General features: G+C 70.3%; 25 protein-coding genes and 1 tRNA gene. 12 read left to right on the forward strand and 14 right to left on the reverse strand.

The genetic code is table 11. The features are described from left to right. Positions 1-355: 355 nt before the first annotated feature. Both ABC304_RS09625 and ABC304_RS09630 read left to right on the forward strand, forming a co-directional pair. Positions 356-1,267, forward strand: a complete 912-nt coding sequence (locus tag ABC304_RS09625) for a DsbA family protein (RefSeq protein WP_412930389.1) — start codon at positions 356-358, stop codon at positions 1,265-1,267. 39 nt (positions 1,268-1,306) lie between these two features. Further along, positions 1,307-1,382, forward strand: a tRNA-Thr gene (locus ABC304_RS09630). 10 nt (positions 1,383-1,392) lie between these two features. On the opposite strand, the gene ABC304_RS09635 is transcribed toward ABC304_RS09630, so the two are convergent. Further along, positions 1,393-1,743 carry a DUF7882 family protein gene (locus ABC304_RS09635; protein ID WP_412930390.1) on the reverse strand — a complete coding sequence of 117 codons (351 nt, stop codon included), beginning with the start codon at positions 1,741-1,743 and terminating at the stop codon, positions 1,393-1,395. 162 nt (positions 1,744-1,905) lie between these two features. Between ABC304_RS09635 and ABC304_RS09640 the strand changes: the two genes are divergently transcribed. Then, positions 1,906-2,196 (forward strand): hypothetical protein, encoded by a 291-nt coding sequence (locus ABC304_RS09640; protein ID WP_412930391.1) that lies wholly within the window; start codon positions 1,906-1,908, stop codon positions 2,194-2,196. Between the two features lie 38 nt (positions 2,197-2,234). On the opposite strand, the gene ABC304_RS09645 is transcribed toward ABC304_RS09640, so the two are convergent. From ABC304_RS09645 to msrB, 3 genes are all read right to left on the reverse strand, one after another. Further along, positions 2,235-2,588, reverse strand: a complete 354-nt coding sequence (locus ABC304_RS09645; protein WP_412930392.1) for a hypothetical protein — start codon at positions 2,586-2,588, stop codon at positions 2,235-2,237. Between the two features lie 114 nt (positions 2,589-2,702). Continuing rightward, positions 2,703-3,242 (reverse strand): nitroreductase family protein, encoded by a 540-nt coding sequence (locus ABC304_RS09650; RefSeq protein WP_412930393.1) that lies wholly within the window; start codon positions 3,240-3,242, stop codon positions 2,703-2,705. Further along, complete coding sequence (gene msrB / locus ABC304_RS09655) at positions 3,239-3,646, reverse strand: peptide-methionine (R)-S-oxide reductase MsrB (RefSeq protein WP_412930394.1); 408 nt, start codon at positions 3,644-3,646, stop codon at positions 3,239-3,241. The genes ABC304_RS09650 and msrB overlap by 4 nt, the downstream gene beginning before the upstream one ends. A gap of 87 nt (positions 3,647-3,733) precedes the next feature. Between msrB and ABC304_RS09660 the strand changes: the two genes are divergently transcribed. From ABC304_RS09660 to groL, 5 genes are all read left to right on the forward strand, one after another. Further along, complete coding sequence (locus tag ABC304_RS09660) at positions 3,734-4,717, forward strand: DUF2332 family protein (protein ID WP_412930395.1); 984 nt, start codon at positions 3,734-3,736, stop codon at positions 4,715-4,717. Between the two features lie 9 nt (positions 4,718-4,726). Then, complete coding sequence (locus tag ABC304_RS09665) at positions 4,727-4,975, forward strand: DUF3263 domain-containing protein (RefSeq protein WP_412930396.1); 249 nt, start codon at positions 4,727-4,729, stop codon at positions 4,973-4,975. A gap of 44 nt (positions 4,976-5,019) precedes the next feature. Next, positions 5,020-5,592 (forward strand): LytR C-terminal domain-containing protein, encoded by a 573-nt coding sequence (locus tag ABC304_RS09670; protein ID WP_412930397.1) that lies wholly within the window; start codon positions 5,020-5,022, stop codon positions 5,590-5,592. Positions 5,593-5,718: 126 nt separating this feature from the next. Then, positions 5,719-5,922 carry a cold-shock protein gene (locus ABC304_RS09675; RefSeq protein ID WP_412930398.1) on the forward strand — a complete coding sequence of 68 codons (204 nt, stop codon included), beginning with the start codon at positions 5,719-5,721 and terminating at the stop codon, positions 5,920-5,922. A gap of 169 nt (positions 5,923-6,091) precedes the next feature. Further along, on the forward strand, positions 6,092-7,711 hold the full coding sequence (groL, locus tag ABC304_RS09680; protein WP_412930399.1) for a chaperonin GroEL: 1,620 nt from the start codon (positions 6,092-6,094) through the stop codon (positions 7,709-7,711). 96 nt (positions 7,712-7,807) lie between these two features. Here groL and ABC304_RS09685 read toward each other — a convergent pair whose 3' ends face one another. The 10 genes from ABC304_RS09685 to ABC304_RS09730 all read right to left on the reverse strand — a co-directional run bounded on the left by ABC304_RS09685 (position 7,808) and on the right by ABC304_RS09730 (position 17,540). Next, positions 7,808-8,095 carry a WXG100 family type VII secretion target gene (locus ABC304_RS09685; protein WP_127096120.1) on the reverse strand — a complete coding sequence of 96 codons (288 nt, stop codon included), beginning with the start codon at positions 8,093-8,095 and terminating at the stop codon, positions 7,808-7,810. Positions 8,096-8,258: 163 nt separating this feature from the next. After that, entirely contained in the window at positions 8,259-9,950 is a 1,692-nt protein-coding gene (locus ABC304_RS09690; RefSeq protein ID WP_412930400.1) for a sensor histidine kinase, read from the reverse strand. 94 nt (positions 9,951-10,044) lie between these two features. Next, positions 10,045-10,737 (reverse strand): response regulator transcription factor, encoded by a 693-nt coding sequence (locus ABC304_RS09695; RefSeq protein WP_412930401.1) that lies wholly within the window; start codon positions 10,735-10,737, stop codon positions 10,045-10,047. Positions 10,738-10,917: 180 nt separating this feature from the next. Beyond that, the gene (locus tag ABC304_RS09700) at positions 10,918-12,126 is read right to left on the reverse strand and encodes a saccharopine dehydrogenase family protein (protein WP_412930402.1); all 1,209 of its coding nucleotides are present in this window, start codon (positions 12,124-12,126) and stop codon (positions 10,918-10,920) included. Between the two features lie 10 nt (positions 12,127-12,136). After that, positions 12,137-12,910, reverse strand: a complete 774-nt coding sequence (locus tag ABC304_RS09705) for a hypothetical protein (RefSeq protein ID WP_412930403.1) — start codon at positions 12,908-12,910, stop codon at positions 12,137-12,139. After that, positions 12,910-13,746 (reverse strand): class II fructose-bisphosphate aldolase, encoded by an 837-nt coding sequence (locus ABC304_RS09710; protein ID WP_412930404.1) that lies wholly within the window; start codon positions 13,744-13,746, stop codon positions 12,910-12,912. The genes ABC304_RS09705 and ABC304_RS09710 overlap by 1 nt, the downstream gene beginning before the upstream one ends. Beyond that, entirely contained in the window at positions 13,743-14,699 is a 957-nt protein-coding gene (locus ABC304_RS09715) for a 1-phosphofructokinase family hexose kinase (RefSeq protein ID WP_412930405.1), read from the reverse strand. The genes ABC304_RS09710 and ABC304_RS09715 overlap by 4 nt, the downstream gene beginning before the upstream one ends. Next, entirely contained in the window at positions 14,678-15,802 is a 1,125-nt protein-coding gene (locus ABC304_RS09720; RefSeq protein ID WP_412930406.1) for an N-acetylglucosamine-6-phosphate deacetylase, read from the reverse strand. Before ABC304_RS09720 ends, ABC304_RS09715 begins: the two co-directional genes overlap by 22 nt. Next, positions 15,799-16,668: an ROK family protein gene (locus ABC304_RS09725; RefSeq protein ID WP_412930407.1), complete on the reverse strand. Its 870-nt coding sequence runs from the start codon at positions 16,666-16,668 to the stop codon at positions 15,799-15,801. The genes ABC304_RS09720 and ABC304_RS09725 overlap by 4 nt, the downstream gene beginning before the upstream one ends. Next, positions 16,665-17,540 carry an SIS domain-containing protein gene (locus ABC304_RS09730; RefSeq protein ID WP_412930408.1) on the reverse strand — a complete coding sequence of 292 codons (876 nt, stop codon included), beginning with the start codon at positions 17,538-17,540 and terminating at the stop codon, positions 16,665-16,667. The genes ABC304_RS09725 and ABC304_RS09730 overlap by 4 nt, the downstream gene beginning before the upstream one ends. Positions 17,541-17,661: 121 nt before the next feature. Between ABC304_RS09730 and ABC304_RS09735 the strand changes: the two genes are divergently transcribed. The 4 genes from ABC304_RS09735 (at position 17,662) to ABC304_RS09750 (ending at position 22,171) form a co-directional block, all read left to right on the forward strand. Further along, positions 17,662-18,456 carry a DeoR/GlpR family DNA-binding transcription regulator gene (locus ABC304_RS09735; RefSeq protein WP_412930409.1) on the forward strand — a complete coding sequence of 265 codons (795 nt, stop codon included), beginning with the start codon at positions 17,662-17,664 and terminating at the stop codon, positions 18,454-18,456. 243 nt (positions 18,457-18,699) lie between these two features. Further along, positions 18,700-19,917 (forward strand): Gfo/Idh/MocA family protein, encoded by a 1,218-nt coding sequence (locus tag ABC304_RS09740; RefSeq protein ID WP_412930410.1) that lies wholly within the window; start codon positions 18,700-18,702, stop codon positions 19,915-19,917. Beyond that, on the forward strand, positions 19,914-21,221 hold the full coding sequence (locus ABC304_RS09745) for an ABC transporter substrate-binding protein (RefSeq protein ID WP_412930411.1): 1,308 nt from the start codon (positions 19,914-19,916) through the stop codon (positions 21,219-21,221). The genes ABC304_RS09740 and ABC304_RS09745 overlap by 4 nt, the downstream gene beginning before the upstream one ends. Next, on the forward strand, positions 21,218-22,171 hold the full coding sequence (locus tag ABC304_RS09750; protein WP_412930412.1) for a carbohydrate ABC transporter permease: 954 nt from the start codon (positions 21,218-21,220) through the stop codon (positions 22,169-22,171). The genes ABC304_RS09745 and ABC304_RS09750 overlap by 4 nt, the downstream gene beginning before the upstream one ends. Position 22,172 lies beyond the last annotated feature (1 nt).

The following is a 22,172-nucleotide window of genomic DNA, read 5'->3' on the forward strand; positions in this document are numbered from 1 at the left end:
TGTTCTCCTTCACCGGCAGGTACGTGCCGGACGATCCGTAGTAAAGAAAGCGGGAATCGCACCCGCACGCCCATCGTCGGACGCGGAACCAGTATGTCAGATCCGCCTGGGAGTGCACCCGGTAGGATGCCGCGGCGCTCCGGCCAAAGCGCGCTGTTCGCACACCGCCCGAACGGGCCATGTCTGGGCATTTCCCAGACTGCCTGGTTAGCATCGGATCCGTCGCCTCACCCGTGCGGCCCCGCCGGACATCCGGCTGTCTTTCTCCATAAGAGGTTCCATGTCAGACGACCAGTCACCCCCCGTGTCTGGGCCGCGCGACCGCCGTGAGGCCGTGCGCGAAAAGGCTCAGCAGGTGCAGGCACGGCAGAGCCGTGTCCGCCTGATCCGGCGCATCGCGCTGGGGATCGGGGCCGTGGCGATCGTCGCCGTCGCCGCCGTGGTGGTGACCTGGGCCTTCACGTCGAGCGCGTCGCGCCCTCAGCTCCAGCCCGCCACCGTCGACGACGACGGATTCGTCGTCACGACCGTCACCGGCGTCTCCTCGGTTGCCGAGACCGACGCGACGGCGCCGGACGCCGGCACGGTCCCCTCGACGGAGCCGTCGGCCACCCCGACCACCGAGCCCTCGCCCGACCCGTCGGCCTCCGACCGTCCGGCCGTCGACATCCGGGTCTACGTGGACTACCTCTCCGCCAGCTCGCGCGACTTCCAGGCCGCCAACGCCCAGCAGCTGTCGAAGTGGGTCAGCCAGGACGTCGCGACGCTGACGTACTACCCCGTGGCGATGCTGACCTCGAAGTCGAACGGCACGAAGTACTCGCTGCGCGCCGCCAGTGCCGCCGCGTGCGTCGCGACGCACTCGCCGGACGCGTTCTTCACGTTCAACAACGAGCTCCTCAAGAAGCAGCCCGACGTCGACTCCGACGGCATGTCGGACTCCGACCTCGCGGCCCTCGCCGTCGCCTCCGGCGTCAAGGACCCGAAGATCGTCCGCTCCTGCATCGAGGACGAGTCGTTCTCCTCGTGGGCGAAGAACGCCACCGACCGCGCGCTCAAGTCGCTGCCGAACACCGACGGCATGTCGCTGCAGGGCACGCCCACCGTCCTCGTCAACGGCACGCCGTACGTCGGCGCCCCGACCGACTCCAAGGAGTTCGCGCAGTTCGTGCTGACCGTCGCGAGCGACGCGTACTACAGCACGCCGACGCCCACCCCCGGTGCCGCGTCCGCCACTCCGGCGGCCACACCCACCCCCGCCGGCTGATCGGCGGCGGCCCGGGCGCCTCGATAGACTGAGCGCCTTGCCGACTTGGCGCAATTGGTAGCGCACCGTACTTGTAATACGGGGGTTACGGGTTCAAGTCCCGTAGTCGGCTCCAGAGGCCCGGGTCATTCCGGGCTGGGGGCGTGGAGTGCTTCGCCTGTCAGACGGTCGACGCCTCCCTGGCTGGGCTCGGGGACGACGTGCAGGCCGCCGGGACTGTTGGCGACATACGTGAGCGCTTCGAGCCACGGCTTGCTGAGTTGTGCGATCCGGCTGCCGTGGTACTTGAACATGATGCTGGACGCGGGGGAGATCCAGACGCTGGTGCGTCCGCCGCCGACACTGGTGTCCTCGCGCCAGGTGAAGAAGAACGCTTCCCCACGTCGGAGCTTCGACCCGATGACCGTCTGCAGGTGCAGCAACAGCCGGTCCTCGAACTCCGTTCGCTGGGTCTGTTCGAAGATGAATTGGCCCACGATGACTACCGCCGTATGCCGCTACCCGGGAAAGAATGGCGAGGGCCACGGCGGCAGCGACACGGGACCGCGGCAATGTTGGGGGCCCCATCAACGTCGCATGTTTCGCCGTGCGAGGCAACCCCGGCAGTCTGACCACGGAACGTGGGTGAAAGTGCTGTCATGGTGGACACCCAGAAGTCGATGGTGCGGCACTCGATCGCCATCGACGACGTGACCTTTCTGCTCGCACAAGAACAGGACGTGCCGGCTCTCAAGACTGCAATCGAAGGCGCGGCCGGCACGTCCGGCACCTTCGTCAACTTCACCGTCGTGGGCGACCGTGGCGTCTCCGTCCTCGTGACCGGCACCTCGCGCGTCGTGATCGCGGAAGAGACGGTCGCGTTCGACGCTCGGGACACCGGCGATATAGAAGCCCTTTTCGGCGACTTCTTCGACATTCCGATGGAGTAACCTGGCGCGTCCCCAGGTGTCGGGCGCGGCGGTCGGTGCTACTCGCCCGCTCCGACGGTCCGTTCGTGATCCCTTGCAGCAGACCGTGCTTCGAGGAACGCGCAGAGGTCAGCCGCGAGGACGAGCTCGGCAGCCAGGGCACGCACTCGCTCGCTTACGAGCTGCACCGGCTCAGACCGGGCCTCAAAGGTCACCTGCCAGCGAGCCTCACCGACGTCGATTGGCTGGATGTAGACCGTGGTGGCGGCGTTCAAGAGCGGCACGATGACCAGGCCGGCGTCTGCGCCGTCGAGCTCGTCCTGGAGGGCGACCTGCGAGGAGGAGCTGGAGGGGTGGTCGGCGACGAACTCATCGACCCATTGCTGGAGGAGCGCTCGGCTGCGAGGGACCATCGGCGACCTTCCCGGGTGGTCACGACGCCAGCCCGGCTCAACGATATAGGTATACGGTGTAAGCCTCCACGCGCGGCCGGTACATGAGTCGCCAAGACCCATGGATGCTTCGTGTCAGCGCGGCATGGCGGACAGGTGCCGCGTCGCGTCGATCGTCTTGATGCGGCTCGGCCGGCCGCGGGTCGGCTTGCCGCCGACGTAGAGCCAGCCGAGCAGCTCCTCGTTCTTCTTCAGCCCGTGCGCCTTCGCCACGGCCTTCGCGCGGGTGTGCTCGCCGCTGGTGCGCCAGAACACGCCCCAGCCGGCCTCGTCGAGCAGCAGGCTGAGCATGTGCGCGACGCCCGAGGCGACGGTCTCCTGCTCCCACCGGGCGACCTTGCTCTTGCGGTAGCTGACGACGACCGCGATCAGCAGCGGGGCACGCTGTGGCTTCGTCGACGACCCCTTCTTGCCCTCCGCCTTGTGGAGCGCGCGTCCCAGCCGGTCGCGGTCGTGTCCGCGGAGCTCGATGAGGCGCCACGGCGCGAGCGCGGAGTGGTCGGCCACACGGCCCGCCGCTCCGATGAGCCGGACGAGCTCGTCATGGCTGGGCGCGGCATCCGTCACCTTCGACAGGGAACGGCGCGTGCGGGCGGCCTCGTATGCGCTCGTCACGCAGAGGCCTCGGGGGTGAACTCGAGCGACAGCGAGTTCATGCAGTAGCGGTCGCCGGTGGGGGTGCCGAAGCCGTCGGGGAAGACGTGACCCAGGTGCGAGCCGCAGGTGGCGCAGCGCACCTCGGTGCGCTCCATGCCGTGCGAGCGGTCTTCGATGAGCTCGACGGCGTCGGGGCGCACGGACTCGTAGAAGCTCGGCCATCCGCAGTGGGAGTCGAATTTGGTGCCGCTGCGGAAGAGCTCGGAGCCGCATCCGGCGCAGGTGTAGAGGCCCGCTCGGCTCTCGTCGAGCAGCTCGCCCGTCCAGGCGCGCTCCGTGCCCGCCTGGCGCAGCACGGCGTAGCGATCGGCGCCCAGCTCCTCGCGCCACTGCGCGTCGGTCTTGGTGACTTCGTAGCTCATGACCTTCTCCTCGTTGCTCCCCTCTATTCAACCCGACCCGGGCACGGCGGGGCTCCTCGCGGAGTCGTCGTGGGCGAGGATGGCCGCATGATGCAGGATTCCGCGGCCGCCGTCGCGGAGCGATACGACCGCTTCGCGCGCGAGGAGGCGCCCGGCAGATCCGCCCTCTACGAGGAGTGGGCGCGCGGGGTCGCCGGGGACCCGGCGGTGCAGGCGATCCTGAGCCGGGTCGCGGCGAACCACCGGCAGCCGCCGCTCGTCTTCGCCGTCACGCGGATGCTCGGCGCCCCGGAGGGCCGCTACGCCGCCTGGGCGCGCTGGGTTCGGACGCACGCGCACGAGGTCGTCACCGAGTGCGGTGGCCGCAGCATCCAGACCAACGAGCCGCTGCGGTGCGCGGCGCTCCTCCCTGCGCTGTCGCTCGTGCCCGGACCGATCGCCCTCCTCGAGATCGGGGCCAGCGCGGGTCTGTGCCTCTACCCCGACCGCTACTCCTACCGGTACGCGGGTGAGGAGGCGGCGCTGGATCCGGTGGACGGAGTGTCGGACGTCGTGCTGCACTCCGTGCTGCGGGGGAGTCCAGAGCTGGGGATGCCGCACGTGATCTGGCGGGCGGGCATCGACCTCAGCCCGCTCGACGCCGGCGACCCGGACGACCGGCGCTTCCTGACGGCGCTCGTGTGGCCGGGGGAGGAGGGCCGCGTGGAGCGCATCGAGGCCGCGCTCGATGTGGTCGCCGCCGATCCGCCGGTGCTCGTGGCGGGCGACGCCACCGACGAGACGCTGTTGAGGAATGTCGCGGCTCGGGCGCCCGCGGGGGCGACGCTCGTCGTGACCACTCCAGGGGTGCTGCCGCACATCCCCCGCGCCGGTCGCGACAGGCTCCTCACCGGCATCCGCGCCCTCCACGCCCGCTGGATCACCGTCGACCCCGTCGGTCTCCACGACACGTGGACCGAGCGCGTCGGCTCGGGTTTCGCACTCGCCCTCGACGGGCGGCCGCTGGCTCGCGTCGATCCATTGGGAGGTTCCGTGGAGTGGCTACCGGAGGCGACGGTGTCCGCGGTCTAGCGTGACAGCGTGCCTCTGACCGACCGCGACCGCGCTCTGCTCGACTTCGAAGCCGCGTGGAGCCGCCATGCCGGGGCGAAGGAGGAGGCCATCCGGGCCGAGTTCGGCCTGTCGCCGGCGCGTTATTATCAGCTGCTCGGGCGTCTGCTCGAGACGGCCGAGGCGCTCGCCTACGACCCGATGCTGGTGAAGCGGTTGCGGCGCATCCGCGACGCGCGCGAGAGCGCCCGTCTCTCCCGGGCCGCTGCGGCGCAGTGAGCCGCGCGGCGGTCGGTCACAGGGCTGCTGGGTAGGATCCAGGGATGCCGAGACCCTCCTTCCCCAAGGATCGCTTCGACGACCTCCCCTCGCCGCACGGCCGGGTCGGCGCGCACCGTTCCGAGAACCCCCACATGCGCGGGTGGGTCATCTTCCTCTGGGCGGCGGTGGCGACCATCGTCCTCATCGCGCTCGGCATCTTCGGCACGCTCGTCGCGTCCGGCCGCGTGACGCTCTTCCCGACGCCCACCCCCTCGGCGACACCCACGCCCGTCGTGACGCCGGTCGTCGACACGAGCTACAACGTCAGCATCCTGAACGCGACCCCGGAGGACGGACTCGCGACGCAGGTCAAGGACGTCGTGGTGCAGGCCGGCTGGGCGAGCGACGCCGTGCTGGCCGGCGGTGCGGGCAGCTCGGACTTCCCGCAGACCACGGTGTACTACCTGCTCCCCGCCGACGAGCCGGCCGCCCTGGGCCTCGCCCAGGTCATCGGAGGCGCGCGCGTCGAGCAGAGCGAGGTCTACCAGCCGCTCGAACCCGACGCCAGGCAGCTCACGGTCGTCATCGGCCTCGATCGCACCTCCACCCCGCCGACGCCCACCGACGGCCCCTGACGCGGCGGCGTGTTTCACGCCGGTAAAAAGTTCGGTGCACCCGTGTCAACAGTCGCTGGACGGCCCGGATCGCGCTGATCCCGGTGCATACGATGCTCCTGACCACCAGCAACAGGAGTGATTCGCATGACCCAGGGCACCGTCAAATGGTTCAACGCCGAGAAGGGCTTCGGCTTCATCACCGTGGCGGACGGCCAGGACGTCTTCGTCCACTACTCCAACATCGACATGTCGGGTTTCCGCGTGCTCGAGGAGGGCCAGACCGTCGAGTTCATGGTCGGAACCGGTCAGAAGGGCCCTCAGGCCGAATCGGTGCAGGTCGTCCGCTGACCCGCGGCATCCGCTCGTCGCCATAGACGACGGATGCTTCGCCATGCCGTTCCGCGCGGCTTGCACTCCCCTGGGGCGAGTGCCAGAATGGGGTTAGCACTCGGTATCTCCGAGTGCCAAAGACCATTCGCTACGTCCGGACCTCAGGTCCGGGAGGGACGACATACACATGGCAAAGATCATCGCTTTCGACGAAGAGGCCCGTCGCGGTCTCGAGCGCGGCCTGAACATCCTGGCCGACGCCGTCAAGGTGACGCTCGGCCCCCGCGGTCGCAACGTCGTGCTCGAGAAGAAGTGGGGCGCCCCCACGATCACAAACGACGGTGTCTCGATCGCCAAGGAGATCGAGCTCGACGACCCGTACGAGAAGATCGGCGCCGAGCTGGTCAAGGAGGTCGCGAAGAAGACCGACGACGTCGCCGGTGACGGCACGACGACGGCCACCGTCCTCGCACAGGCGCTCGTCAAGGAGGGCCTCCGCAACGTGGCCGCCGGCGCCGACCCCATCTCGCTGAAGCGCGGCATCGAGAAGGCCGTCGCGGCCATCTCCGACGAGCTGCTCAACAGCGCCAAGGAGGTCGAGACCAAGGAGGAGATCGCCGCCACCGCGTCCATCTCCGCCGCCGACCCCGCGATCGGCGAGCTCATCGCCGAGGCGATCGACAAGGTCGGCAAGGAGGGTGTGGTCACCGTCGAGGAGTCCAACACCTTCGGCACCGAGCTCGAGCTCACCGAGGGCATGCGCTTCGACAAGGGCTACATCAACCCCTACTTCGTCACCGACCCGGAGCGTCAGGAGGCGGTCTTCGAAGACCCGTACATCCTGATCGCGAACCAGAAGATCTCGAACATCAAGGACCTTCTGCCGATCGTCGACAAGGTGATCCAGGAGGGCAAGGAGCTCGTCATCATCGCCGAGGACGTCGAGGGTGAGGCTCTCGCGACCCTCGTGCTCAACAAGATCCGCGGCATCTTCAAGTCGGCTGCCGTCAAGGCTCCCGGCTTCGGCGACCGTCGCAAGGCGCAGCTGCAGGACATCGCGATCCTCACCGGCGGACAGGTCATCACCGAAGAGGTGGGCCTGAAGCTCGAGAACGCCACCACCGACCTGCTCGGCCACGCCCGCAAGGTCATCATCACCAAGGACGAGACCACCATCGTCGAGGGTGCCGGCGACTCGGGCCAGATCGAGGGTCGCGTGACCCAGATCCGTCGCGAGATCGAGAACACCGACAGCGACTACGACCGCGAGAAGCTCCAGGAGCGCCTCGCGAAGCTGGCCGGTGGCGTCGCCGTCATCAAGGCGGGCGCTGCGACCGAGGTCGAGCTCAAGGAGCGCAAGCACCGCATCGAGGACGCCGTCCGCAACGCGAAGGCAGCCGTCGAGGAGGGCATCGTCGCCGGAGGTGGTGTCGCGCTCATCCAGGCCGGCAAGATCGTTTTCGAGAAGCTGTCGCTCACGGGTGACGAGGCCACGGGCGCGAATATCGTCAAGGTCGCCATCGAGGCGCCTCTGAAGCAGATCGCCCTCAACGCCGGTCTCGAGCCGGGCGTCGTCTCCAACAAGGTGGCGGACCTGCCCGTCGGACACGGCCTGAACGCCGCGACCGGCGAGTACGGCGACCTGTTCGCACAGGGCATCATCGACCCGGCGAAGGTCACGCGCTCCGCGCTGCAGAACGCCGCGTCGATCGCCGGTCTGTTCCTGACGACCGAGGTCGTCGTCGCCGACAAGCCCGAGAAGGCTGCGGCGCCGATGGGTGACCCGTCGGGTGGCATGGACTTCTGATCCACGTCTGAATGACACGAGCGGCCCCGGCATCTGCCGGGGCCGCTTCGTCGTTCCCGGCAGCCGGGGCCGCTTCGTCGTTCCCGCGGTTCCGGGTCAGCGGAACAGGCCGGCGTTCAGCTGCTCGGCGTCGGCGTACTGCCGGCCAGCGGCGGCGAGGGCCGCGTTGATCTCGTTCAGGCTGTCCTCGAGGCCGCGCTGGGCGACCCGCCAACGGTCGACGACGCCCTGGAAGGCGAGGGCGGCGCTCCCGGTCCACGTCGACTGCAGCTGCGTCAGCTGCGACATCATGGCCGATGTCTCGCCCTGCAGGCGGTCGGCCGTGCCGCGCATGGCGGCGGTGGCGGTGAGCAGCTGGTCGCTGTCGACGGAGTAGGTGGCCACGGATGTGCTCCTCGGGTCGGGAATGGTGTGCTCCGACGCTAGGCGGCGGGGAACGCGGCATCCGAGGCTCGCGATGCATCCGTGGCGAGGAGGTCGCCGCTCCCAGTGGGGAGGATCGGCGGCGCCGAACATCAGCGGCGCTGAGCGCCGGGTACGGCGCCGGTCAGTCGCGGTCGCTGCGCGGCGGGTCGGTCAGACGCGGGATGGGCTGCGTCTCGATGAAGAGGTGGTCGGCCGCGTTGCGCGTCTGGGCTAGCGGGAAGGCGACCCGGAAGGTCGCCCCGCCGCCGGGGGTCTCGTCCACGCCGACGGTGCCGTGGAGGGCGTCGACGATGGAGGCGACGATGGAGAGTCCGAGCCCCGTACCTCCGGTCTCGCGCGTGCGAGACGTGTCGGCTCGCCAGAAGCGCTGGAAGATCTTGTCGCGGATCTGCTCGGGGATGCCCTCGCCGTGGTCGATGACCCCGATCCAGCCCATGCCCGCGGTGACGTCGGTGCCGATGCGCAGCTCGATGGGGGAGTCCTCCGAGGTGAACCGGCGCGCGTTGCCGAGCAGGTTCGTCACCACCTGCCGGATGCGGTTCTCGTCGCCCAGCACGATCGGCGGCACCGGCTCGGCGATGACCGGACCCTCAGTTGCGGAGTCACCCCGGCCCGCAGCATCCGTCGATCGAGGACGACGCCGCAGCAGCGAGAGGGTCGCGCCGGCGCGGGCGATCGCCGACGTCTGCGGGCCCCCGCGCCGTGGCGCGTCCTCGTCGGGAGCGTCGTCGGGGTCAGGAGGAGCGGATGCCGCGGGCTCCGCCGCCAGCGGAGGCGGGTCGTCGAGCACCGTGACCGGGCGCTGGGGCGCGGCGGCGCGGACGTCCATGGCGGCGTCGCGCGCGATGGGACGCAGGTCGACGGGGGCGATGACGACATCGCGCCGCTCGTCGAGGCGGGCGAGCGCGAGGAGGTCCTCGACGAGCACGCCCATCCGCATGGCCTCCTTCTCGATGCGCTCCATCGCCTGGGCGACGTCCTCGTCGCCGGTGATCGCACCCATGCGATAGAGCTCGGCGTAGCCGCGGACGGTGACCAGCGGCGTGCGCAGCTCGTGGCTCGCGTCGCCGATGAACCGACGCATCTGGCGGACGGTGGCGTCGCGATCCGACAGTGCACCGTCGATCCGCCCGAGCATGGTGTTGATCGCGATCTTGAGGCGGCCGACCTCCGTGCCGGGCTCGACGTCGGTCATGCGCTGGCTGAAGTCGCCGCCGGCGATCGCCATGGCGGTGGATTCCACCTGTCCGAGGTTGCGGAAGGCGAGTGTGACGAGCAGCCGGGTGAGGAAAGCGCCCGCGATGATCGTGATCGCCGCCAGGACGCCGTAGATGCCGAGGAACTGGGTCACGACGCGATCGATCGGCGAGAGCGGCAGCGCGATGAGCTGCGTGTAATAGGTCGGCACGTTCGGCACCTGGAAGACCTGCACGATGGCCTTGTAGGGCGCTCCGCCGACGGCGCTGGGCAGCTGGAAGGGATCGGTCTGGTTGCGGCTGAACTCGAGGTCGGCGTTTTCGGGGAAGACCGGCCCGTTCGTAGCGGCCGAGCGGCCGCCGGCGACGATGACGCGTTCGCCGTTGGGGTCGTAGATCGCGACGTAGTAGTCGCTGGGGTAGTCGGTCTTCCCGGCGAACTCGATGCCGTCGGCGCTGATCACCGGATCGACGACCGTCTTCCAGGCGCTCGTGTCGGCGAGCTGCCGCAGCTGGTCGTCGGTGCTCGCGATGAGGGTGTTCCGCAGGAACACGGCGGTGCCGACGCCGGCTGCGATGAGACCGAGGGCGAGGAGGGCGACGGTGACGCCCGTCACCTTGGCGCGCAGGCTCGTGCCCCGCCACCAGGAGGTGACCGAGTCCGTCTTGTCAGCCAGAGCGGCCCCCTCGGATCTGCACGGCGACCGCGCGTTACGCGGTCTTGCCCGCCTTGAGCATGTAGCCGAAGCCGCGCTTGGTCTGGATGAGCGCCTCGCTGGAGTGCGGGTCGATCTTGCGGCGCAGGTAGGAGATGTAGCTCTCCACGATGCCGGCGTCGCCGTTGAAGTCGTACTCCCAGACATGGTCGAGGATCTGCGCCTTCGACAGCACACGGTTGGGGTTGAGCATCAGGTAGCGGAGCAGCTTGAACTCGGTGGGACTCAGGTCGATCGACACGTCGCCGACCGTCACGTCGTGGGTGTCCTGGTCCATCGTCAGCTCGCCAGCGCGAATGATCGACTCCTCGTCGGCCTGCATCGTGCGACGCAGGATCGCCTGGATGCGGGCCACGATCTCGTCGAGCGAGAAGGGCTTCGTGACGTAGTCGTCGCCGCCGGCGTTGAGCCCGGCGATCTTGTCCTCGGTCTCGTCCTTCGCGGTGAGGAAGAGGATCGGTGCGGTGTACCCGGCGCCGCGGAGGCGCTTGGTGACGCTGAAGCCGTTCATGTCGGGGAGCATCACGTCGAGCACGATCAGGTCGGGCTCCTCCTCGAGCACGGCCGAGATGGTCTGCGCTCCGTTGGAGACGGCGCGGACCTGGAAACCCGCGAAACGCAGGCTCGTGATCAGCAGGTCGCGGATGTTCGGCTCATCGTCCACGACGAGAATGCGCGGTGCGGTCATAGGCCCATTATGGTGACCCGATCGATGCGGCGGCTGGTAGGCGCCGCGCGAACGGCCTGTTTCGGTCGCTCTCAGCCCCGCGATCTGGGCTTTCGGGACTGCTTTCGTCGCTCGCGGACGCTCGCGCGCCATGAAAGTCGTCCTCGACGGGCTCGATATTCGGGGCGAGCGCGCAGGGAGTCAGGGCAGGGGAGAGGTGTCGAGTGTGAAGCGGTGGGCACGCAGCCGCGCGGCGAGCGCCTGGCCCATCGCCACCATCGGCGTGAGCACGCCGGCGTGGTCGGGAAGGTCGTCCAGCGCCAGGCTGAGGGCGGATTCTCCGAGCATGACGGCGGTGCCCCGGTAGCCGGGGTCGTAGGGTGCGGCCACCCGCGTGCGCATCGGCCGGCCGTCGACGGGGTAGACGTCGACGTCGATCGAGAACCGGCCCCGCTCCATCGTCGCCTCGCTCGGGCCTTCCCCGGGTGCCGGCAGGAGACGGTCCAGCACCGCGCGCGTCGGCGGGAAGGTCAGCGCGCCTCCGAGCACGACGGGCAGCACGTCGACGGCCGCGGCCAGCGCGCGGCCGCGCACGCCCGGGAGCGTGTCGACGACCTCGCGGTAGCGCAGCAGCTGCCCGTAGCCCCACCCGGTCAGGTAGTTCGACCGCTGCACGATCTGCCGGTTGAACGCCCCCATGACGAACGGCGCCTGCCAGCGTCCGGTCGCGCGGTCGCGAGAGGTGCCGTGCGGGATGCTGCCTGCCGGAAGTCGCACGGACGGCCCGGGCGTGAGGGCGAACGGGTCGGAGATGAGGCGCCACAGGCGCGCGTCGGACTGCGCGGCGAGGAGCTGCTGCCGCAGGGAGTCGATGGTCCCGCCGCTGACGCCGCCGCGGATCGAGCGCACCTGCGCGATCGCCTCGACGAACGGACCGCCGCCCGCGGCTTCGGCCGACAGCCCGACCCCGAGGTCGGAAGGGATGGAGTCGAAGCCGCACGAGTGCACGATGCGCGCACCCGAGGCGCCGGCGATGCCGTGGTTGGCGGCGATGGACCGCGCGACGAACGCGCTTTCGCCGGTGAGGTCGGCGTACGACGTGCCCGCCCGCGCGCAGGCGGTCGCCAGCGGGAGCCCCCGCGAGAGATAGGGCCCGACGGTGGTCGCGACGACACCGGTCGACGCCGCGAGCCGCTCGACAGCCGCAGTATCGGAGCTGTCGACGACGACGGTCGGCCAGTCGACGCCGAGCTGCTTGGTCAGCTTCCGCAGCTTGTCGGGCGATCGTCCGGCGAGAGCGATGCGCGCATCCTTCGGCGCCGACGCGACGAGGTGCTCGGCGGTCAGCCTCCCGACGAAGCCGGTCGCGCCCAGCAGGACGAGGTCGTGGTCGCGGTCGGTGCGGGTCATGCCGGCGAGCCTAGGTCGCGAGTTCGGGCCGTGGCATCCCCTTGCGCTCGAGCGAACCGGCCGCGAACGTGAGCGTGCCGCTCGGTTCCGACCAGCCCGGCCCCTCCCGCAGGCGCTGGACCACCAGATGTTCCAGCCTCGTGCGCGGCGTCACCGCAGCCGGGTCGAGCACGTCGGCGAGGGGACGTCCGAACACGAATTTCGCCGCCGATCGGGCGCCCGCATCGCTCGGTGCGGTCGTATCGGCGTCGAGGGTGAAGCGACGGGCGAAGGCCGCCATGTTGGTGCCTGGCAGTGCGGCGGCGAGGGCGGGCTCGAGCAGCCAGCTCGTGCAGGTGAAGTCCGTGGCCCCGAGGAGGTCGTGCGCCCGTCCGAGAGAGGCGTCGACGGCCGCGGGGACGAGCGGACCGAGCTCGGGGATATGCAGGCCGTGTCCCTGCGACCCGGAGCGCCGCTCCACCTGCAGACGTCCGACGGAGATCACGTCGCCGCGGAGGATGCCGAGCAGCCACGGAACCTCGGTGCGCGCGCCGAAGCTGCGGTGCTTGCCGCCGATGTCGCGCAGTGTCTCGGCCGTGACCTCGGCCGGGATGCCGAGCGCCTGCTGGTGCGCGAGCGCGTCGGGCACGATCTCGGCGAAGGCGGCCAGCACGTCGTCGTCGGTGACATCACCGAGGATCACCGGCACCGCCTTATCGGCGAGGCTCGCGCGGAACATCGCGACGAGCTCTCTCCGCGCCGGCGTCGGCAGGGGCGGCACGTCGAGCAGCGCGAAGGCGTCCATCAGTCCGTGTTCAGCAGCCGGAGGAGGCGCTCGACCTCGACGGCGACGGCCTCTCGGGCGGGCGCGATGTAGCGACGCGGGTCGACGCGCGCCGGGTCCGCGGCCAGTGCCGTCCGCAGCGCCTGCGTGAACAGTGCGTTGAGATGCGTCGAGATGTTGATCTTGCTCATGCCGGCCGTGACGGCCGCGCGGAGCATGTCGTCGCTGAGACCCGACGAGCCGTGCAGGACGAGGGGGACGGATGCTGCGGCGGCGATGCGCGCGATCAGATCCGTGTCGACGGCGGCCTCCCGCCGGGTCATCGCGTGGCTGGTGCCCACGGCGACGGCGAGCCAATCGACGCCCGTCTGCTCCACGAAGCGGCGGGCGTCGGCGGGGTCGGTGCGCACGCCGGGAGCGTGGACGCCGTCCTTCCCCCCGACCTCGCCGAGCTCGGCCTCGATCCGCACGTCGTTCGCGCGGCACAGCTCGGCCATCCGGCGGGTGAGCGCCACGTTGTCTTCGTAGGGCCGCGCCGACCCGTCGAACATGACGCTGTCCAGGCCCAGTTCGACAGCCTCCGCGACCAGCTCGACGTCGTCCGCGTGATCGAGGTGCACGAGGGCCGGCACCGACATCGCCCGCGCGATGCTGAGGGTCGCTCTCGCGATCGGCGCGAGCGCGCCGTGGTAATCGACGCAGTTCTGGCTGATCTGGAGGATGACCGGCAGGCCGGCACGCTCCGCGCCCTGCGCGATCGCCTCAGCGTGTTCGAGCTGCACGACGTTGAAGGCGCCGATGCCGACGGCGCGCTCGCGCGCGTCGAGGACGGGATCGGTGAGGGTACGGGTCTTCACGAAGAACTCCAGAGGGGGTGAGAAGGAGAGAGAAGCCCTCGCACGTCGACATCGGCGCGATGGGCGAGGGTGAGCAGGTCGGCGGGATCGACGGCTCCGGCGAGCGGATGCAGCACGGCGGCCGCGCCGGCCACGGCGGCCCAGCCGGCGGCGGTGCCGATGTCGCGCCCATCGGAGAGGGCGGCGACCAGTCCCGCCGTGGCGGCGTCGCCCGCTCCGGTCGGATTGCCCGCGACCTCCGCCACGGCGGGGTGACGGCTCACGGTGCCGTCCGGATCGCGGACGAGCAAGCCGTCCGCGCCGAGCGAGACGACGACCAGTGCGCCGCGTGCCGCGAGACGCACCGCCGCGTCACGCACATCGGCGCATCCTGTGGCGGTGCGCACCTCTTCGGCGTTGGCCTTGACGACGTCCGCGCCGGCATCGGCGGCGGCCAGCAGGTGCGGACCGCTCGTGTCGACGACCACCCGCGCACCCCGTGAGCGTGCGGCGCCCACCAGCGTCGCGGTCGCGTCCGGCGGGGTGCCCGGTGGAAAGGAGCCGGCGATCACGACCCAGTCGTCCTGACCGACCACGTCGCCGACGGCGCCGCACAGCGCCTCCCATAGCGAAGTGGTCCAGGCGGGCCCGGGCTCGGCGAGAAGGGTGGGATGCGCGATGTCGTCGACGACCGCGATGGTGAAGCGCGTGTCGCCGTCGATCGGCGTCGCCCGGACGGGGATGCCGTCGGCGGTCAGCTCGCGGCCGAGGCCCTCGCCCGCGTCGCCGCCCAGCGGTGCGACGGCCACGACATCGCGGCCGAGGGCATGCAGCACGCGGGCGACGTTGACGCCCTTGCCGCCGGCGCGACGAGCCACGTCGCGCACGCGCACCGTCTCGCCGATCAGCTGCCGGTCGACGCGGTATGTCACGTCGACGGCGGGGTTGGGGGTCACCGCGACGAAGCGAGCCATGCTCCGTCTCCCATCGCACGCAGGGTGCCGCCGGTCACCGTGACGAGATCGGCGCGATCTCCGACGCGCAGCGCCGGCAGTTCGATGCCGAGCGCGCGGGCGGGAGTGAGGGATGCCGCGGCGAGGACGTCGCCCGCGTCGAGCCCGCGAGCGAGCAGACGCTCGACGACGGCCCCGAGCGGCGTGGTGCTGCCGGCGAGCGAGCTGCCGTCCGACAGACGCGCCACGCCGTCCGCGACGGTGACGTCGCTGCCCGCGAGGTCGTAGCGGCCGTCACCCAGACCGGTGGCCGACATCGCGTCGGAGACGAGGGAGACGCGACCGGATGCCGCGGCGAAGACGACCTCCACGACCGTGTCCGCGACGTGCACGCCGTCGGCGATGAGCTCGACCGTGACGTCGGAGCGCGAGAGAGCCACCCCGACGATGCCCGGCTCGCGCGACAGCAGCGGCGGCATCCCGTTGAACAGATGCGTCACGACGGAGGCGCCGGCATCCATCGCCCGCTCCGCCGTCGCGGCGTCCGCGGCGCTGTGACCGATCGCGACGATCACGCCCGCCTGCGCGAACCGCTCGACGGCCGCGAACGCGCCGGGCAGTTCCGGGGCGAGCGTCACCATGCGCAGCGTCCCGGCCGCGGTCTCGAGCACGCCATCGATCTCGTGGCTGAGCGGAGCGCGCAGAAGGTCGGCGGCATGGGCGCCCCGCCGCGCGGGGGCGAGCCACGGACCCTCGAGGTGGATCCCGGCGAGAGTGCCCGCCTCGACCAGCGGACGCAGCTCGCCGATGCGCGTCAGCAGAGCGCCCGGGGCGCGCGTGGCCACGGAGGCCAGCAGTGTCGTCGCTCCGAACGCGCGATGCAGCTCGAGCGCCGGTCCCGGATCGACGCCGGGAGAGCCGAAGTCCACGCCGCGCGCACCGTGCACGTGAGAGTCGAAGAGTCCGGGCGCCACGATGTCGACGGTCGCGCGTTCGGCGCCGTGGACCTCCGGCGCGGGGCCGGTCCCGCGGTCGCGCACGAGTCCGCCATCGACGAGGAGCCAGCTTGGCCCCATGTCGCCGCACGCGTCCTGAACGGCGGCGGCGCTGATGACGACCGTCACGCGCGGTCCTCGGCGAGAAGGGCGGCGCCGAGCGCGGCGGCGCGGTCGCCGAGGGCGGCGAGGCGCAGCTCGGGCACACGCAGGGCGCCGAGGCGCGAACCGACAGCCGTCGCGAGCGGTTCGAGCAGGGCGTCACCCGCGAGGGCGAGACCGCCGCCCACCACGATCGTGCGCGGTGCGACGACGATCGACAGGTTCGCGATCATCTCGGCGAGCACCGCCACGGTCTCGTCCCACACCTGCCGGGCGACGGCGTCTCCGGCGACCATCCGCTCGACGACCCGACGGGCATCCTTTTCGGCGGCGCGGCGGGCCGTGCCGGCGGCGGACGCGACGGCCTCCACGCGCTCACCGGTGTGCGGGCCGGACCCCACGAGCGCCTGGCCCACCTCGCCCGCCCAGCCGTCGGCGACCACGGGTCTGCCGTCGACCAGGATCGCCGCGGCGATGCCGGTGCCGATCGGCACGAAGGCGACCACCCCCGTCTCGCCGACGGCCGCGCCCCAGCGCAGCTCGGCGAGGGCGCCCGCGCGCACGTCATGACCGAAGCCGACGGGCCGTCCGGCGCTCTCCTGCAGCATCGCGGCGAGGGGGAGCTCCCGCCAGCCCAGGTTCACCGAGTGGATGGTCCGCCCGTGCCCCTCGTCCACGACGCCCGGGACGACGACGCCCACAGCGAGGTCATCGGCGTCCGGGAGGCCGCGCAGCAGCTCCGCGACCGCCGCGCACACGCGTCGTCCGTCCGGGTCGGGAGCGGGGGTCGGCACGCGCTCCTCGTGGAGCGCGCGACCATCGCGGAGGTCGGCGATGACTGCTTTGATCGACGTGCCGCCCACGTCGATGCCGATGGCTCTGGGGTCGATCACGCCAGGATGACAGAACGCGTGAGCGAGCGGGGCCGATCGGGGTCCAGTCCCTTGCCGAGGGCCAGTGCGACGGCGAAGCGCTGCGCCACGATGAGGCGGGCGAGCGGGTCGAGATCGTGCTCCACGAAGCGGGCACCCGTGGCATCCACCTCCGCCTTCAGGCCCTCGGGCGTGCCGCCGAGGCTCCAGACCAGCCGTCCGGGCTGCGCGATCGCGACGGGGCCGTGACGGTAGTCCATCGCCGGATAGGCCTCGGCCCAGAACTGCGCGGCCTCCCGGGTCTTCAGCGCCGCCTCGTTCGCCAACCCCACGGCCCAGCCGGTGGCGACGAAGGAGCACTGGTCGACATCGGTGAGAGGTGACACGTCGATGCCCAGCGCCGTCTCGGCGTCGGCGATCGCGTCGGTGAGGTCTTCGCCGAAGTGCGCGCGCAGCAGGGCGAGCACACTGGTGGCGAAGCGGGTCTGCACGACCGACTGCTCGTCGGCGAAGACAAGCGTGACGGTCTCATCAGCGTGCGCGGTGGCGGGGGAGTCGCCCACCGCGGTGATGAGAGTGGTCGGGCCGTCGACCGCGGCGAGGAGCTCGATGACCTCCGTGGTGGTGCCCGAGCGCGAGATCGCCACGACGCGGTCGTACTCGCGTCCGGCGGGAAACTCGCTGGCGGCGAAGGCGTCGCTGAGCCCGAGCCCGGCGGTCTCCCGGCGCACAGCGGCCGACATGGCGACGAACCAGCTCGTGCCGCAGCCCACGAACGCGACGCGCTCACCCGGGGAGGGCAGCGCGGATGCCACTGACGGTGCGAGCCGCGCGGCATCGCCCCAGGTGCGGGGTTGCGAGGCGATCTCGTCTTCGACGAAGGTGCGATCCATGGTCCTGCTTTCGTGTCGTCCGGCTGACCGGATCGTTGTTGATCGTTTTGACAGTATTTGAGCAGAATCGCTCACGAAGGTCAACCGCAGGTGTGGGACGATGACGCGAGGAGGTGCACGGATGCATCAGCAACAGCGGCTCAACATCGTGCTCGAGATGGTGAGCGAACGCGGCAATGTGTCGATCACCGACGTGAGCGAGCATCTCTCCATCTCGACCGCGACCGCCCGGCGCGACCTCAACACCCTTGCCGAGCAGCGCCTCGTGACACGCACGCACGGCGGAGCGGCGGCCCTCGGCTCCGGCTACGAGCTGCCTCTGCAGTACAAGATCGCGCGCCAGGCCGACGCGAAGCTCGCCATCGCGCGGGCGGTGGAGGCGCTGATCCCACCCGGAGCCACCGTGGGCATGAACGGCGGCACCACCGTCACGGAGGTCGCCCGCGCGCTGGGCCGCAGCGATCGCATGGCCTCGGCGGGCGGCGAGCCCGGGATCACGATCGTGACCAACGCGCTCAACATCGCCTTCGAATCCTCGGTGCGCGAGAACGTGAAGATCGTGGTGACGGGCGGTGTGCCGCGTCGCCAGTCGTACGAACTCATCGGGCCGCTGGTCGGCCGTTCGCTGCAGGACTTCAGCCTGGACATCGCCGTGCTGGGTGTCGACGGGCTCACGCCGGAGTTCGGCGCGACGACGCTCCATGAGGGGGAGGCCGACGCCAGCCGGCAGATCTCGGCCCTCGCCCGGCGGGTCATCGTGGCGGCCGACCAGACCAAGGTCGGACGCAGCACGTTCGCGCGCATCTGCGCGCTCGACGACGTCGACGTGTTCGTCACCGATGCTCCGCTGCCGCCGCGCGCGGCCGCGCAGTTCGACAAGGCCGGCGTCGAGGTGGTCGTCGCGGCCACGCGCTGACCGACACACCCGCTGCAGCGCGTCCGTCGAGGTGCGATCGGCGGGTCCGGACGGTGCTCCCGGAGCGGAGTGCTCACGCGCCCGATGCCGCCGTTTCGTTTCGGGCGCGTAAAAAGTCGGCCCCAGGCTTGCGTGCCCGATCCCGGTGCACCAATGTCAGAACATGCTCGATTCAGCACACATGATGACAAAAACGATCAAACCGTGCATGATGGACCCCATGCACACCGCTGTGGAACTCTCGTGACCGTCGACCCCGCCACCACGCAGCCGCGCGTCGCCGTCATCGGGACAGGCGCCCGGAGCGTCATCGCCCATCACGTGCCGGATGCGTTCGCGGGTGCCGCCGTCGTCGCGACCGTGGACCCGACTCCCGAGGGCCGTGCGCGCAGCGCGGCGCAGTTCCCGGGTGTTCCCGTGTACGACGACATCCCCGCGCTGCTGGCCGCCGATCGCGTGGATGCGGCGATCGTGACATCGCCCGACGACACGCACGCCGACATCGCCGTCGCGCTCCTCGAGGCCGGCGTCGCCGTCTATCTCGAGAAGCCGCTCGCGACGACGCTGGCCGACGCGGACCGCGTGCTCGTGGCGGCAGCGGAGGCGGGGGGCACCCTCTACGTCGGCCACAACTTCCGCCACGCCGCCGTCGTGCGCCTCATGAAGCAGATCATCGACCGAGGCGAGATCGGCGAGGTCAAGACCGTCTGGGTGCGTCACTTCGTGGGCAACGGCGGGGACTACTACTTCAAGGACTGGCACGCCGACCGGTCGCGCACGAACACCCTGCTGCTGCAGAAGGCCAGCCACGACATCGACGTCGTCCACTACCTGAGCGGCGGCTTCACCCGCCGCGTCGTGGGGATGGGCGACCTGATGGTCTACGGCGACGTCACCGACCGCCGCGACCGCCGCGGCGAGGTCATGCCCGACTGGTTCTCGTTCGAGAACTGGCCGGCTGCAGCATCCACCGGTCTGAACCCGGTCGTGGACGTCGAGGACGTGTCGATGATGATGATGACGCTCGACAACGGCGTGCTCGCGAGTTACGAGCAGTGCCACTTCACGCCCGACTACTGGCGCAACTACACCGTCATCGGCACCGAGGGCCGGCTGGAGAACGTCGGCGACACGGCCGGCGGCCGCGTGAAGGTCTGGAACCGCCGCCACGAGTGGGCGCCGGACGGCGACGCGGAGTACGCCATCGAGGGCGTGGCGAGCGGCCACGAGGACGCCGACCTGTCGACGATGCGCGAATTCCTCGAGCATGCCTTCGCCGGCGCCCCCACCGTGGTCTCGCCCGTCGCGGCTCGCGCCGCCGTGGCCGCCGGGGCCCTCGCCGCCGACTCGATGCGCGACGGCTCCCGGCCCTTCGACGTCCCGCCCCTGCCCACCCACGTCGCGGAATACTTCTCCGCGTCCCACCTGCCCTCGCAGTCCCTTGGAAGGATCGACCGATGACACACACCCGACCCGGCCGTCGCATGCTCGGAGTGCTGGCGCTGACCGGCACCCTGGCGCTCGCCGCCACCGCCTGCAGCGCCGGCGGATCCGGTTCGACGGCGCCCGCCGACTACGCCAAGCCGGCATCAGACCTGAGTGCGACCATCACCTACGGTCTCTGGGACCAGGCTCAGGTCGAGGCGATCGAATCGAGCCTCGCCGGCTTCAAGGAGCAGTACCCGAACATCGAGGTGAACCTCAGCGTCACCCCGTTCAGCGAGTACTGGACGAAGCTGCAGACGCAGGCATCCAGCGACACTCTGCCCGACGTGTTCTGGATGAACGGCCCCAACATCCAGCTCTACGCGCTCAACGGTCAGCTGGAGCCGATCACCGGCGCGATCGACGCCGGCGACATCGACCAGTCCGACTACCCGGAGGCGCTCGCCGACCTCTACACGGTCAAGGACGTCGCGTACGGCGTCCCCAAGGACATGGACACCATCGGCGTCTGGGTCAACAAGCAGCTCTTCCAGCAGGCCGGCGTCGAGCTCCCCGGCCCCGACGACACCTGGGCCGACTTCCAGGCGACGGCGAAGGAGCTGTCCACCGCCCTCGCCGGTCAGGGCGCCTTCGGCGCTGCCGGCGGCATGGACGGTCAGACCACGTACTACAACACCATCATGCAGGCCGGCGGCGAGGTGCTGGAGGACGGCACCTCGGGCTACAACACCCCTGAGGCGCAGGAGGGCGTGAAGTTCTGGACCGACCTCATCGCCTCGGGTGCGTCGCCCACCATCGCCCAGCTGACCGACACCTCGGCCGACCAGTGGTTCACCTCCGGCAAGCTCGCCATGTACTGGGGCGGCAGCTGGTTCCGTTCCGCGCTGACCGATGTGCCGTTCGCGGCCGACGTGGACGTGCTGCCCCTTCCGAAGGGCAAGGAGCAGGCCACCGTCATCCACGGTGTCGCCAACGTGGTCGCGGCGTCGTCGAAGAACAAGCAGGCCGCCCAGGCGCTGCAGGTGTACCTCGCCGGCGAGGAGGCGCAGAAGGCGCAGGGGTCGTTCGGTTCGATCATCCCGGCTTACCAGGGCACGCAGGACGCCTTCGTCGAGTCCATGCCGCAGGCCGACCTGCAGGTCTTCCTCGACGCGGTCTCCTACGCGCAGCCGCTGCCCGTCAGCGCCAACAGCGCGGCGTGGAACACCTTCGAGGCCGAGCTGCTCCCGCAGGCCTTCTCGGGCGACCGCCCGGTCGACGAGGTGACCGCCGAGCTGGCTCAGAAGATGGACGACGCGCTGCAGAAGGAGACGCGTTGAGCGTTCTCGAGCGCACCGACACCGCCCCCGCCGTCTCCGGCGGCGGGGGCGGTCGTCCGCGACAGCGACGGACCGCGCGCGACGGCCTGTGGGCCGCCGTGTTCGTCGGTCCGCTGCTGCTCGGCATCACGGTGTTCTACCTCTGGCCGATCGTGCAGACGGCCGGGTTCTCGTTCACGAGCTTCGGGGTCTTCGGAGACGTCGCCTTCGCCGGGCTCGACAACTTCACGCGGCTCTTCTCGGAGCCCAACTTCTACCTCTCCCTGGGCAACACGCTCCTCTACACCGCGATCGTCCTCCTGGGCGTCCCGATCGCCGTCCTGCTCGCGAGCCTGCTGAACCTGCCCGGGCTGCGCTTCGCGTCGCTCTACCGCGTGCTGTTCTTCCTGCCGTACGTCGCGATGCCGACGGCCATCGCCTTCGTCTGGCGCATCATCTTCAACGGCGACTTCGGGCTGCTCAACTACCTGCTGTCGTTCGTCGGCATCGACGGGCCCTACTGGGTGAGCACTCCCGGGTTCGCCATCGTCGCGGTCGCCATCGTGGGCCTGTGGAGCTCGCTCGGCTTCTCGATGATCGTCCTCGCCGCCGGGCTCAAGACGATCCCGCCCGAGCTCTACGAGGCCGCCGCGCTCGACGGGGCGGACGCCTGGAAGCAGTTCCGCAGCATCACCGTGCCGCTGCTCACGCCCAGCATCTTCTTCGTGACGATCATCACGGTCATCTCGTCGTTCCAGCTCTTCGACCTGCTCTACGCGATCCTCGGCACGACGGCCACGAACTCCTCGCTGCCGCGCAGCATGTCGCTCGTCTACTACTTCTACCAAGCCGGCTTCGTCAGCAATGAGAAGGGCTACGCCGCCGCCGTGGCGATGATCATCTTCGTGATCATCGGCTTCGTGACGGTCCTGCAGTTCCGATTCCAGAAGCGGTGGGTGCACAATGGCTGAC

The organism is Microbacterium jepli (assembly GCF_047237905.1).
In the GTDB taxonomy this organism is placed as follows: Bacteria; Actinomycetota; Actinomycetes; order Actinomycetales; family Microbacteriaceae; genus Microbacterium.

Bases quoted from the DNA above. Each gene is read 5' to 3' on its own strand.
- ABC304_RS09670 (WP_412930397.1), top strand. From the start codon at position 5,020: ATGCCGAGACCCTCCTTCCCCAAGGATCGCTTCGACGACCTCCCCTCG.
- msrB (WP_412930394.1), bottom strand. From the start codon at position 3,646: ATGAGCTACGAAGTCACCAAGACCGACGCGCAGTGGCGCGAGGAGCTG.
- ABC304_RS09675 (WP_412930398.1), top strand. From the start codon at position 5,719: ATGACCCAGGGCACCGTCAAATGGTTCAACGCCGAGAAGGGCTTCGGC.
- ABC304_RS09700 (WP_412930402.1), bottom strand. From the start codon at position 12,126: ATGACCCGCACCGACCGCGACCACGACCTCGTCCTGCTGGGCGCGACC.
- ABC304_RS09735 (WP_412930409.1), top strand. From the start codon at position 17,662: ATGCATCAGCAACAGCGGCTCAACATCGTGCTCGAGATGGTGAGCGAA.
- ABC304_RS09715 (WP_412930405.1), bottom strand. From the start codon at position 14,699: ATGGCTCGCTTCGTCGCGGTGACCCCCAACCCCGCCGTCGACGTGACA.
- ABC304_RS09705 (WP_412930403.1), bottom strand. From the start codon at position 12,910: ATGGACGCCTTCGCGCTGCTCGACGTGCCGCCCCTGCCGACGCCGGCG.
- groL (WP_412930399.1), top strand. From the start codon at position 6,092: ATGGCAAAGATCATCGCTTTCGACGAAGAGGCCCGTCGCGGTCTCGAG.
- ABC304_RS09695 (WP_412930401.1), bottom strand. From the start codon at position 10,737: ATGACCGCACCGCGCATTCTCGTCGTGGACGATGAGCCGAACATCCGC.
- ABC304_RS09660 (WP_412930395.1), top strand. From the start codon at position 3,734: ATGATGCAGGATTCCGCGGCCGCCGTCGCGGAGCGATACGACCGCTTC.
- ABC304_RS09745 (WP_412930411.1), top strand. From the start codon at position 19,914: ATGACACACACCCGACCCGGCCGTCGCATGCTCGGAGTGCTGGCGCTG.
- ABC304_RS09640 (WP_412930391.1), top strand. From the start codon at position 1,906: ATGGTGGACACCCAGAAGTCGATGGTGCGGCACTCGATCGCCATCGAC.
- ABC304_RS09730 (WP_412930408.1), bottom strand. From the start codon at position 17,540: ATGGATCGCACCTTCGTCGAAGACGAGATCGCCTCGCAACCCCGCACC.
- ABC304_RS09645 (WP_412930392.1), bottom strand. From the start codon at position 2,588: ATGGTCCCTCGCAGCCGAGCGCTCCTCCAGCAATGGGTCGATGAGTTC.